We start from the raw sequence: 12,878 nt of genomic DNA on the forward strand, positions 1-12,878 counted from the left end.
TTAGCTTATTAACTCTATCTGTTTGGTATTGAAATAAAATATGCCACCTGAAGTAATGAACCGTCATTTATTGCAACATCAGCTTCTTTAACCACTTTAGGTTTACCATGTACCGCAATACCCAAACCTGCAGCAGACATCATTTTTAAATCATTTGCGCCATCACCCATAGCTAATGTTTGCTTTATATCTATATTTAGCTCGTTAGCCATTTTATTCAAAAAATTAGCTTTTTCTTGCGCATCTACAATTACACCTAATACATTGCCTGTTAGTTTATCACCTTTGACTTCAAGTTCATTTGCATGAATAAAATCTAAGCCTATTAGCTGCTGGACACGCTCAGCAAAAGGAATAAAACCACCTGAAGCAATTGCTAATGTCCAACCTTTTGATTTTAGATATTCACATAAATCTAAAACACCTGGCATTAATGGCAGCTGTTTTTTTAACTTTTCAATTAATTTTAACTCTATACCTTCAAGTTTTGATACTCTTAACTTCAAGCTATCACTGAACTCTAAGGCGCCGCTCATAGCTTGTGCAGTAACAGAAGCGACTTCTTCATATACATTAGCTAATCGCGCAATTTCATCAATGCATTCAATTGTAATTGCGGTTGAATCCATATCCATTACTAGCAAGCCTAGTTGTGTTATTTTTGGAGCATCATCAAATACAGCCAGTTGGCAAGAAAGTGCTTGTGAAAGCGCTGCTATTAGAGGTTTTAAGTGAGCAATATCAAATTGACACTGAATCACCAAAGCGGGCTCTAGTTTAGAATCTGGTTGAAAATAACAAATATTTGCATCATCTATTTGTTTTGATTTTAAAAAATCTGTAATTTTATTTATGTGAGATGTAGTTATTTCACAACCAAATGCCAATAAATAATTCATTTGTGAACACGGCTGTAGTGCATTTTCAGTTATAATTGACTCTCTGATAGATAACCTAAACCATTGATCTAATTTTAATATTGATGATAGTTTTTTGCCCTGAGTGTCAGACAAATTATAAGATGACATTTATAGCTCCAAGTAATGCACTTTTATACATAAGGTAAGTATTTGCATTTTTACCAAGAAATAGAGAGAATGTCTGCAACATAGTGAGCAATATGAAAAAAAAACAACTTAACAACCCAGCCATAGCAACAATATATCAACGAGTCTCTCGCTTGGCGCTTACGCTCATCTGTTTATCTTTACTGATTAATTTGGGTTTAACTTCAAGTTTTGATAGCCACGAAATCATCGCCAAACAAACTCATCACACCGCAAGAAGCTTAGCCTTGCAAATGTCTTATTCTGCAAGCGATGCAATAAATAGCAACCAAACCAAGCAATTAAAATCTATAGTAAACAATATGGTAAAAGACCCTTTTATTGTTTCAGCGTCAATTTTTGATAAACATGGCACTTTGATTACTCAAAGTGAGGGAAGTGTTTTATATCAAGAGTATTTAAAACAACCTAATGCTATGCCTGGGATCTCAAAGCTATCATCACCTGTCATTCAACCCATGTTTGATGGCAAGAACCGTATCGGATTTGTAAGAATAACGTATTTATCTCGCGCTGCAATGAATGAAGGTCATAATCATTTTCATCAATTAGGCAGACAAATAGGTTTAATGCTAATTTTAAGCTGCATCTTAACTTGGTTAGCGGCACGAACGATTAAACGCTGGCAAGTAAATCGCTATACAAAAAAGATTTTAAAACAATAATCAATTAGTTTAAATTAAAAGTACTTAAGCTGTTTTTATAAAGCTGCTTGACTATTTCATCTTTATTTTCATCTCTAAGCGATGCTAACTGCTCAAAAATAGTAATTAAAGCAATGGGTGTATTTATTTCACCTTGCATGCCACTTATAGGCATAGAAGGCGCATCTGTTTCAAGTAATAAAGATTTTAATGGTAACTGACTAATGGTGTTTCGTGTTTTTTTAGCTCTTTGATAAGTGATCACTCCCCCAACACCAATTTTAAAACCCATTTTAATATATGTCTTTGCTTGTTGTAGACTGCCATTAAAAGCGTGTATCACACCACCAAATTTAGGTTTATTTTGCTTAAAAGCTTGAGCTATTAGATGATGACTCTGCCTGTGATGCACAATCAGAGGCAATTGGTATTTATTTGCTAAGTGAATATGCGCTATAAAAATCTGTTTTTGTTTTTCTATATCGCTAATACTGCTGTCAATTCCACACTCTCCTATCGCAACGACTTTATCACGATTTAATATATAAAGTTGTTCGAGTGCTTCAATATGATCAGTTTGATGTTCAGATAAAAAATAGGGGTGTAATCCAATTGCATAATATAGCTGAGGCAACTTTAACTTTGGTAACTGTGAGCACAAGAGATGTTTTGATTGTTCCAACGTGATCCCCGGCACTAACATTTTATTGATACCTGAATTTAGAGCTTGCTGTAATAGCACTTCTCGATTGCCATCAAACTCAGAAAAGTCTATATGGCAATGTGAATCAAAAAATTGATCTTCAGGCATCATTTAGTTTCATATATTAAGGATTTAAACGTTCAACTTGCCATGTACCATCAGATTGCTTTTGATACATAAATCTATCATGCAAACGATTCGCACCGCCCTGCCAAAACTCAACTTTATGCGGTTCAATACAATATCCGCCCCAAAATGAAGGCAGTGGTACTTCACCTTGTGCAAATTTACTTTTCACTTGAGAGAATTTTTCCATCAATACATTTCTTGATGAAACTGGACGGCTTTGCGCTGAAGCCCAAGCAGCGATTTGACTCTCTTTTGGTCGCGATAAAAAGTATTTAGTAACAGCCATTTTTGACAGTGGCACGGCTTTACCATAAACAATGACTTGTCTCTCTAAATTATGCCAAGGAAAATGTAAGCACACTTGATTGTTTTGTGCGAGTTCTTGTGCTTTTCTAGATTCTGTATTGGTAAAAAATACAAAGCCATTTTCATCTAAATGCTTTAATAAAACGATACGTTGGGAAGGCTGACCATTTTCATCAACTGTTGCCACTACCATAGCTGTTGGATCAGCAAGTTCTGCATCAACAGCTTGCTTTAACCATGATTCAAACTGTGAAATAGGATCATGAAGCAATAGATCTCTTCTTAAACCGTCTTTTAAATATTCTCTTCTAATATCTTCTAATTTCATCTTTGATCCAGTGTAGGTTTAATACGGACTCTTTATGTTAATGGTGTAATAATACCTTATTTTTAAATTAGAATTTAAAAATTTAATGCTATTTCGAAAACAAAAAAGCTTCCAACAAAATCGTTGAAAGCTTTTCAAGTAATCACAATCAAATTTTTAAACTATTTTAGCAGTCCGAGACTCTTTTCTGATTTAGCCGATGAACATACATCTGGTATTTTTCAAACTATTTGAGTTTAAACGAGGCATTTAAATACCTTATTCTTATGAGCAGACGCATAAATAAATCTGATATCTGCCTGCTTACAATTATATGAGGAATTAACAAGGCAAATTCAATCTCTAGGTTACATTTTTTCCATTACTTCTATGCCGAGTAAATCTAAACCCTTAGCAAGTGTTTTAGCAACTAAATTACACAGTACTAAACGACTTTCTTTAACTTCAGTTTCTACACCTTCTTTAAGTACAGGGCATGCTTCATAGAATGTCATGTAAAGGCTAGATAATTCGTATAAATAAGCACATAAAACATGTGGTGTTGCATCATTGATCATTTGATCTAATACTTCCTCTAGTTGAAGAAGTTTTAGTGCTAATGTTTTTTCTGGAGGCTCATTAATAATGATATCCGCACTAAAAGTAGCAGTATCAACATCTGCTTTACGGAAGATACTACGAACACGTGTATAAGCGTATTGTAAGTAAGGTGCTGTTGCACCTTCAAAGCTTAACATCGTATCCCAGTTGAATATGTAATCGCTCGTACGGTTTTTAGATAAGTCAGCGTATTTAACTGCGCCGATACCTACTTTACGTGCTACTTCGTTACGTTCTTCTTCTGACATATCCGATTCTCGCTCAGCTAGTTTAGCTGTTGCACGAGTGATAGCTTCTTCTAATAAATCAGCTAGCTTAACAGTGCCGCCAGTACGTGTTTTAAACGGTTTACCATCAGCACCCATCATAGTGCCAAATGGACAAAATTCGTAGCTTGTTTCTTCACGTAATAAATCAGCTTTACGCGCCGCTAATTCTACTTGATTGAAGTGTAAACTTTGGCGTGCATCTACAAAAATTAAAATACGATCTGCCATTAACTTGTTTGAACGATAATCACATGCCGCTAAATCAGTTGTTGCATATAAAAAACCACCACCTGATTTTTGCACGATAAATACTGATGGTTCGCCATCTTTATTTGCTAATTCATCAAGGAATACAACTTGTGCACCTTGTGATTCTTGTGCAATACTTTTATCTTTTAACAAGGTGATAATATTGTTTAATTCACCATTGTAAGCACTCTCAGCCATAATATGTTCAGGCTTTAGAGTTACATTTAACTTTTGGTAAACTTCATTAGAATGTTTAACTGAAGTATCAATGAATAACTTCCATAGTTTATTACAATGCGCATCTCCACTTTGTAATTTAACTACGTAACTACGTGCACGATCAGCAAAACCTTCTTCGTCATCAAAGCGCGTTTTAGAATCTCGGTAGAAGCTTTCTAAATCAGCTAATGCCACTGATTCTAAATCAATTCCTTGCTCTAATAAATCTTCTAAATGCGCGATTAGCATACCAAACTGCGTACCCCAATCACCCATGTGATTTTGGCGAACAACAGTATCACCTCTGAACTCAAGCGCACGAACAACTGAATCGCCTATAATAGTTGAACGTAAATGACCAACGTGCATTTCTTTGGCTAAGTTAGGAGATGAATAATCTACAACAACTTTTTTATCATCTTTATGTTCTGCTACACCTAATTTTTCATCAGTATTTGCAGCAACTAATTTTTCAGATAAAAACTCAGATTTTAAATGAATATTGATAAAACCAGGTCCTGCAATTTCAATTTTTGCAGCAATATCATCTACTGATAAGTTATCAATAATTTTCTGTGCTAATTCACGTGGATTAGTTTTTAATTTTTTTGCCGCGCCCATCGCACCATTTATTTGGTAATCACCAAATTGTGGGCGTGTGCTTTGTGTTACTGCTGGATTTGAACCTTCAGGTAAGCCAGCAGCATCCATAGCCACTAGGGCTCTTTCTACTAATAATTGACGAATATTCATTTTTATCTCTTTAAATTCTTTCGATTTAAGATGATTTATCATCTTATTTTTATCAAATAAATCTTTTTCAATTCATAAATGATTAGGGCAATGCAGCCATCATCATTTATGAGCCGAAAAATTAGTGTTCACGTGTCTGATGGAACTCAACATCTGGATAACGCTCTCTAGATAGGTTCAAATTAACCATACTAGGTGCAACATAAGACAAGTTACCACCGCCATCTAACGATAAGTTCACTTCACATTTACGCTTAAATTCTGCAAGTTTTTTCTCATCATCACATGTAACCCAACGCGCAGTTGCGACATTAACACTCTCGTAAATAGCATCAACGTTATATTCTGATTTTAAGCGTGCAACAACAACATCAAACTGTAGTACACCAACGGCACCAACAATGAGGTCATTACTGATCAAAGGCCTAAATACTTGAACAGCACCTTCTTCAGATAACTGAATAAGCCCTTTAAGAAGTTGTTTTTGCTTTAACGGATCTTTTAAACGAATACGACGGAATAATTCCGGTGCGAAGTTAGGTATGCCACTGAATTTTAACTTTTCACCTTGCGTAAAAGTATCACCAATTTGAATGGTACCGTGATTATGTAAACCGATAATATCACCTGCAAAAGCCTCTTCTGCACGAGCACGATCACCAGCCATAAAAGTTACCGCATCTGAGATGCTTACTTTTTTACCTAAACGAACATGATCCATTTTCATACCTTGGCTATATTTGCCCGATACAATACGCATAAATGCAATTCGGTCACGATGTTTTGGATCCATATTAGCTTGTATTTTAAATACAAAGCCTGAGAACTTTTCTTCTTTTGCTTCAACTTCACGTTCAGCTGTTTGACGAGATAATGGCTCTGGAGCCCATTTTGTTAAACCATCTAACATATGATCTACACCAAAGTTACCTAATGCAGTACCAAAGTAAACAGGTGATAATTCACCTTTTAAAAATAGTTCTTGATCAAATTCATGTGAAGCACCGATTACAAGTTCTAACTCTTCACGTAAACTTTCAGCTAGGTCTTCACCAATTTCAGCATCAAGGTCGGTATTATCTAAGCCTTTAATAATGCGTACTTCTTGAATTGTATGACCTTGACCTGTTTGATAAAGAATCGTTTCATCACGATGTATGTGATAAACACCTTTAAACTCTTTACCACAACCAATTGGCCAAGTAACTGGAGCACAAGCAATTTTAAGCTCATGTTCTACTTCATCTAATACTTCCATTGGATCACGTGTATCACGGTCACATTTATTCATGAAAGTAACAATTGGTGTTGTACGTAAACGTGTTACTTCCATTAATTTACGAGTACGATCTTCTACACCTTTAGCAGCATCAATGACCATTAAACATGAATCAACAGCAGTTAATGTACGATAAGTATCTTCCGAGAAATCTTCATGTCCAGGAGTATCTAGTAAATTAACTAAACGATCGTTATATGGAAATTGCATTACAGAAGTAGTAACAGAGATACCACGCTCTTTTTCCATTTCCATCCAATCAGATTTAGCATGTTGATTAGAGCCGCGCCCTTTTACTGTACCGGCTTTTTGCAAAGCGTTTCCGAATAAAAGAACTTTTTCAGTAATAGTCGTTTTACCGGCATCAGGATGCGAAATAATCGCGAAGGTGCGTCTTTTCGCTACCTCAGTTGGAACACTGGACATTTAAACCGCCAATCTCAGAATTAATAGAATAAAAAAATGGACCCGATTATAGCAAAAAAAAATTACTTTTTGCAGAGGAAATAGCGAATTATAAAAAATATAAAATGAAAATAATTTACTCATTTGCGTAAACTTATTAACACTTTTATGCTAAGTTAGAATCATCTATCAAGTTATTTAATTTATTGATGAAATACTCGTACTTATCCATATTAGTTTTATTATTTACCTCCAATGAACTTCATGCGAATGGGGCTGAAGCTAATATTTACAATATAGATAAATTACAATCGTTATCATTAAATGAGTTACTTAACTTAGAAGTGGTCAGTGCCAGTCGGAAAAGTCAAAAAATACTTGATGCACCAGCCAATATCACTGTAGTTTCAGCTAATACCATTGAACAGCGCGGTTACGAAAATTTAGTTGAAGTATTAAAAGATGTACCTGGTTTTGATTTTGCGACAGGAGAATCAAATGCGGGTGAATATACAACACATAGCATCAACCGTGGTATTGGCGGATCTCCTGGTAATGTGCAATTGCTCATTTTAGTTGATGGTATTGTACAAAATCATATTGCATTTAATTGGTCCCAGCCTTGGGATAATCAACAAATTTTTGTCGATTTAAAACGAATAGAAATTATTCAAGGCCCAGGCTCTGCAACATATGGTGCCAATGCTTATTCTGGTATCATCCACTTTATTACTGCGCAATCAGACAATGAAATTGGCGACCAATTTTTATCTACCATGGGTGAAAATAATGCTCGCTCAAATAGCTTTATTGTTGACCATCAATTTAGTGAACTATATTTACAAGCATCTGGTAGGCTTTATGAAACAGATGGTGATTCTGGACTAGATCGTGCAGATCCAGCTGGATATTTTTCTTCACTACCTTGGCCTACACATATTACTTATAACTATGATGAGCAAGGTAACTTTATTAGAGAAAGCCCCAATCCATTCGCAGGAACCAATCAACAACTTGGTTATAATAATCAGAGTAAAGAATGGGCTTTAAGAGGTAAAGCTATTTGGCGACCTAAACAAACCGTCAAAAACGGCTTTACACAATTCACTTTAGGCATGTCGCTTTGGGATCAAAAGCAAGGGCTTGGTAACTATATTACTGGCTTTGAATATCAAACCCGGGCTTCAAGTTATAAAAAACACCATAGTGCACAATCATTTAATATAGATGCTGATTACAACATAAATTCAAACATTTCACTTATCAATAAACTTTGGTATCGACAAAATAAACAACTACCCGATACGGGTTTTCAATATAGTTACAGGTTTGTAGATTTAGTTAAAAGTTACCATAGCGTAAGTTCGCAAACAGGTTTTGAGCAACAACTTGAATGGCAAATTAACCCCAAGCAAAACCTATTATTTGGTTACAGACTACAAAGCTCAGATAAAATGGAGCAAGTTGTTTCTCTCGGTGCTTATCAAGATATAAACAACCAAGGTACTCATTCATCTTGGCTACAAGCATTAATGGGGAATAGCTTAAATCAATATGAATATGCGCAAGTCAATAAAGTAGATGAAAAAGCAATTTATATTCAATATCAAAACACACTTACAACCAATATTGATTACACATTAGGTTTAAGACATGGCATAAGTGATGAGCATGATTCAACAACAAACCCAAGAATTGCTTTAACTTATAATGCAGATGAGTATATCGAAAAAGCAGATTGGCGTATTAAATTTTTATATGGTGAAGCATTTAGAGAGCCTTCTATTTTTGAGCTAAATGATGAATTTAGAGGCAATCATGATTTACAGCCGGAAAAAATAAAAACCTATGAAATAGTCAGTCAATTGGCATCTAATTCAGATGATTTTGATGCCAGTTTAAAAGCATCCGTTTTCTTTAGCCAACAAACCGATATCATTACTTTAAAAATTGATAACTCAGATAGTGGTAGCGGATATATGAATCGAGATCATACTGATACATATGGTTTTTCTTTGGATAGCCAGTGGCGACCAAGTCATTCTTTATCACTATATTTAAATTATCAATATACCGATGGTAAACATGCTTGCCATAACAATCCTTTAGCACATATTGCAAAAAACAAGATCAATTGGGGCTTAAATTATTTAACTTTAAACGACAAATTAAATATCAATTTAAGGTTCAATCATGCTCTTGATAGGCAAGCACCTGAAATTAATAGCTACTTCACTAAAAATGTACCTAATTATCATGTAGCTAACTTATTAGTGAGTTATAAAAACTTTAATATTGGTGAATTAACACTGACACCTTCGATTGAAATTAAAAACTTATTCGATGAAAAATATCTTGGGGTTGGTAGGCAAGATGGCAGTAGTGATATATCCCGATATGACCCACTGAATAACGCGAACCCTCTAGGATTCATCCCACCTTATCATCCGCAACCAGGTCGCGTGATAGAAGCAAAAATAAGAGTGAAATTTTAGTTAGCGTTTTTAAATTAAACTTAATGGATCCGCTTGTTCTATTTTTCATATACCAATGCGACAACCAAATGAGCATTCAGAGCTTAGTTTTACAATTAATAGTATTAGTATATTTCGGCGACTTTTAAGATTTTCTGATCCCACTTTAACCCTGAAGCAGCACTTGTCGCTAAGTTAATATAAAAATGTGGTCGACCATCTTTTGTGCCTATCGCGACGGTTATTCCTTTTTTGACCCATTGGGTATTTGGTGCAACTAATAAAGCATTATTCTGTTCAGCATACCTCACAGCGGCTTCTATTTTTTTTTCATCGCCAACATAAATTATATTAAAAGATTTTTTTGGTAAACTAGCGCCTATTTCTAATTGGTTTATACTAATTTCACCATAATTTTTAATTTTGAGTTTATTAAATGCTTGGTATATCTTTGGCGAACCGAGCACAAAAATAGATACTTGTTTTTTATGGCTGCTAGAGTGTTCAAAAGACAGGATTTTAGATATTAAAACAACTTGAAGGCTTGCTGGCAGCTCAGTTGCACTAAGCGAAAAAGAAAAAATAGCAAACACAAATGCATAAGTGCCCAAACGCCACTTATTCATCCTTGTTAGTTTCTCCTTGCTTTGTAAACTGAAGATCATGCTATTATTTAAAATAAGTCCTTTATTAAAATAAACTATTGATACAAACAGATTAATCTATTTAATTATGATCCACCAGATGTTATAAATAAAAAGTAGTAACTATTTAGCAAAAAAATAAGGAAAGGAAGAATAAATAATGATTGAAAGCAAGTTGAGCATTAAGTTACTTTGGTATGTAACGCCACTTGTGATTATTCCTTTACTTTTTTTAGGTGGATTTACATTATCCAATGTAACGCAATCTACAGAAAAACAAGCTGATATAATTGTGAGTCACTTTGTTCAGCAACAACAGCAAAATATTTTCAATTACATTGAAGTATTTCACTCCGCAACAGATCTTTTATCTAATTCACCCGTTTTAAGCCAATTTATAGAAACAGACTCAAATAAACCTTCTAATAATACCGTTCGAATTGGCGATCTATTAGATGTTTTTGCCAGTTATACAGATGCATATCCTGATATATTAAGTATTGATTTAATCACCTTAGAAGAAAAAAGTTTAGCTTTTTATTCTAGTGACCTCTTTGCTGAACCAAAAAAATATCCATTTACTAAATTTTTTAAAAAAAATAACCTCTCTAGAATGCAGTTTATGCAGCAATCAGAAAATGGCACAACATCTATTTACTTTGTAAAACCCATTTTTAAATCACAGTTTGATTTAGAAAGCCCCAAACTATTAGCCTATTTAATATTGCATTTAGACCCATCAGTGATTAATGCGAGCATTTTAGATGCACCTTATGAGCATACACTTAACCTAATTATAAATAACGAAGGCAAAATATTATTTAGTTCTGATTTTTCAAAACGCGGTATATTTTTAACTGAATATGAATTAACAAATATTAAACTTGCTGCAAAAGGCGAGCACCTTATTCCCTTAAAAATAAGTAGCATAGATCAAAAGTCTCGTATGTTATATTCATATCAAATGAATGATGGCTCTTATTACGCGTCTTCGATCCCTAAAGATACTTTATATGAATCAGGTAAAACGATTAGTCTGATCACCGCATTAATCGTGCTTATTTCTGTCGTTTTATTGCCTATATTAATTTTTATCGTTGTCAGAACATTATTGTTAACCCCACTAGCTCAATTAGGTAAAGCCAGCCAAAGGGTCGGTGATGGCGATCTAAAAGTACGATTACCGATTGTTAGTAAAGATGAAATGGGCGCATTATTTCACGACTTTAATCACATGGTTAATCAGATCAGGCATTACCAAGGTCAATTAGAAGACTATAAGGAACATCTTGAAGATAAAGTTCATGCAAGAACTGAAGCACTAGCAAAAATGAATCATCAACTTGAACATGCTATAGATCAAGCAAAACAGGCAAGCGAGCTGAAAAGTCGATTTTTAGCAAATATGAGCCATGAGATCCGTACACCGCTTACCGCGATTATCGGTTTTACTGAGCAAATGCTTGTAAAAGAGGTTCACCATATTAAAGATAATCATTTAAATACAGTATTAAGAAATTCAAAGCACCTGCTAGAGTTGATAAATAACATTTTAGATCTTTCTAAAATTGAGGCCGAAAAATTAGAAATAGAACAACAAGAATTTGATTTAGCACAACTTATTGAAGATGTTAATTCTGTTATCAATGTTTTAGCTAACAGCAAAAACTTAGAATTTAGAATTGACTATACCTTCCCTTTACCTAAAACAATCAAAAGCGATATCACGCGACTTAAACAAGTTTTACTCAACATTTGTACTAATGGCGTAAAGTTTACCGAGCAAGGTTATGTAAGCCTTGCTATTGAATTTATTCCCAATATTCAAAAGCTCAAATTTGTAATTACCGATTCAGGTATCGGCATGTCTAAAAATGAGCTCGAAAGAATTTTTAAACCTTTTGAGCAAGCTGATTCAAGTACCACAAGAAAATTTGGTGGAACAGGTTTAGGTCTATGTATTTCTAAAAACTTGGCTCATTTATTAGGCGGGGATGTTGAAGTGGCCAGTGAAAAAGGGATAGGCAGTCGTTTTTCTCTCAGCATAGCAACAAATAACCAAAATACTGATATTAAACTATTAGAATCAACAGTAGATTTAAATCCGATTAAAATAATAAAACAACCAATTGAATCAGCACATTATGATGCAAAAATTCTAGTCGCAGAAGATAACTTAGATAATCAAGAATTAATAAGGTTATTGCTTGAACATTGGGGGTTAAATCCAGAGTTTGCCAACAATGGTTCTGAAGCCGTTGAAATGGCTTTAACTAATGATTACGACTTAATCCTAATGGATATGCAAATGCCCGTTATGGGAGGCCAAGAAGCCACTCAAATGCTAAGACATACGGCTTATGATGGTCCAATCATCGCTTTGACTGCAAATGTAATGAAACATGATGTAGAAACCTATATTGAAGCAGGTTGTAATGAAGCGCTAGCCAAACCAATTGATAAAAAAGCACTTGAATTTACACTTGAAAAATATCTGAGCTTACAAAAAATAAGTAATCAAAAGTGGGATGATATTTTAGCTAACAATGAATTTACAAGATTAAATGAGACTTATAAAAGCAAATTGCCAGGCCTTATAACTGATCTTGAATCATTCCACGACGCGCAACAGTGGGAAAAACTAAAAGACTTGTCACATAACATTAAAGGCAGCTCTGGTTGTTTTGGTTTTATGGCGATTAGCGATGCGGCTTCCACGTTAGAAATGAATTTAAAACAACAAGAGTATGATAATGTACAGCATAGTTTTGATAAGCTAATACATTCTATAAACCAAAGTGCATAACTT

Annotated in this window: 9 protein-coding genes; 3 read left to right on the forward strand and 6 right to left on the reverse strand. The window is 34.4% G+C overall.

Features of this window, described 5'->3' with window-relative positions; genetic code table 11:
- Positions 1 to 14: 14 nt before the first annotated feature.
- Entirely contained in the window at positions 15 to 1,028 is a 1,014-nt protein-coding gene (gene serB, locus PSA_RS15450) for a phosphoserine phosphatase SerB (protein WP_042142700.1), read from the reverse strand.
- A gap of 92 nt (positions 1,029 to 1,120) precedes the next feature.
- On the opposite strand from serB, the gene PSA_RS15455 reads away from it, so the two are divergent.
- The gene (locus tag PSA_RS15455) at positions 1,121 to 1,732 is read left to right on the forward strand and encodes an AhpA/YtjB family protein (protein WP_042142702.1); all 612 of its coding nucleotides are present in this window, start codon (positions 1,121 to 1,123) and stop codon (positions 1,730 to 1,732) included.
- Positions 1,733 to 1,736: 4 nt separating this feature from the next.
- Here PSA_RS15455 and PSA_RS15460 read toward each other — a convergent pair whose 3' ends face one another.
- The 4 genes from PSA_RS15460 to prfC all read right to left on the reverse strand — a co-directional run bounded on the left by PSA_RS15460 (position 1,737) and on the right by prfC (position 6,972).
- Positions 1,737 to 2,525 (reverse strand): TatD family hydrolase, encoded by a 789-nt coding sequence (locus PSA_RS15460; protein ID WP_231665272.1) that lies wholly within the window; start codon positions 2,523 to 2,525, stop codon positions 1,737 to 1,739.
- Between the two features lie 13 nt (positions 2,526 to 2,538).
- Entirely contained in the window at positions 2,539 to 3,177 is a 639-nt protein-coding gene (gene pdxH / locus PSA_RS15465; RefSeq protein WP_042142704.1) for a pyridoxamine 5'-phosphate oxidase, read from the reverse strand.
- 347 nt (positions 3,178 to 3,524) lie between these two features.
- On the reverse strand, positions 3,525 to 5,267 hold the full coding sequence (gene argS, locus PSA_RS15470) for an arginine--tRNA ligase (RefSeq protein WP_042142706.1): 1,743 nt from the start codon (positions 5,265 to 5,267) through the stop codon (positions 3,525 to 3,527).
- Positions 5,268 to 5,388: 121 nt separating this feature from the next.
- Complete coding sequence (prfC, locus tag PSA_RS15475; protein ID WP_042142708.1) at positions 5,389 to 6,972, reverse strand: peptide chain release factor 3; 1,584 nt, start codon at positions 6,970 to 6,972, stop codon at positions 5,389 to 5,391.
- A gap of 188 nt (positions 6,973 to 7,160) precedes the next feature.
- Here prfC and PSA_RS15480 point away from each other — a divergent pair, with 188 nt between their 5' ends.
- On the forward strand, positions 7,161 to 9,446 hold the full coding sequence (locus PSA_RS15480; protein WP_042142710.1) for a TonB-dependent siderophore receptor: 2,286 nt from the start codon (positions 7,161 to 7,163) through the stop codon (positions 9,444 to 9,446).
- 104 nt (positions 9,447 to 9,550) lie between these two features.
- On the opposite strand, the gene PSA_RS15485 is transcribed toward PSA_RS15480, so the two are convergent.
- Positions 9,551 to 10,051, reverse strand: coding sequence for a YfiR family protein (locus PSA_RS15485; RefSeq protein WP_042142712.1), 501 nt, complete (start codon positions 10,049 to 10,051; stop codon positions 9,551 to 9,553).
- A 178-nt stretch (positions 10,052 to 10,229) separates the two neighbouring features.
- On the opposite strand from PSA_RS15485, the gene PSA_RS15490 reads away from it, so the two are divergent.
- Positions 10,230 to 12,875: a hybrid sensor histidine kinase/response regulator gene (locus PSA_RS15490; protein WP_042142714.1), complete on the forward strand. Its 2,646-nt coding sequence runs from the start codon at positions 10,230 to 10,232 to the stop codon at positions 12,873 to 12,875.
- The last annotated feature ends 3 nt before the right edge of the window (positions 12,876 to 12,878 follow it).

This window comes from Pseudoalteromonas sp. '520P1 No. 423', assembly GCF_001269985.1.
Lineage (GTDB): Bacteria > Pseudomonadota > Gammaproteobacteria > Enterobacterales > Alteromonadaceae > Pseudoalteromonas.

Excerpts from the sequence above, each read along its gene's own strand:
- PSA_RS15455 (WP_042142702.1), top strand. The coding sequence starts at position 1,121 with ATGAAAAAAAAACAACTTAACAACCCAGCCATAGCAACAATATATCAA.
- serB (WP_042142700.1), bottom strand. The coding sequence starts at position 1,028 with ATGTCATCTTATAATTTGTCTGACACTCAGGGCAAAAAACTATCATCA.
- argS (WP_042142706.1), bottom strand. The coding sequence starts at position 5,267 with ATGAATATTCGTCAATTATTAGTAGAAAGAGCCCTAGTGGCTATGGAT.
- PSA_RS15490 (WP_042142714.1), top strand. The coding sequence starts at position 10,230 with ATGATTGAAAGCAAGTTGAGCATTAAGTTACTTTGGTATGTAACGCCA.
- PSA_RS15460 (WP_231665272.1), bottom strand. The coding sequence starts at position 2,525 with ATGATGCCTGAAGATCAATTTTTTGATTCACATTGCCATATAGACTTT.
- PSA_RS15480 (WP_042142710.1), top strand. The coding sequence starts at position 7,161 with ATGAAATACTCGTACTTATCCATATTAGTTTTATTATTTACCTCCAAT.
- PSA_RS15485 (WP_042142712.1), bottom strand. The coding sequence starts at position 10,051 with ATGAATAAGTGGCGTTTGGGCACTTATGCATTTGTGTTTGCTATTTTT.
- pdxH (WP_042142704.1), bottom strand. The coding sequence starts at position 3,177 with ATGAAATTAGAAGATATTAGAAGAGAATATTTAAAAGACGGTTTAAGA.
- prfC (WP_042142708.1), bottom strand. The coding sequence starts at position 6,972 with ATGTCCAGTGTTCCAACTGAGGTAGCGAAAAGACGCACCTTCGCGATT.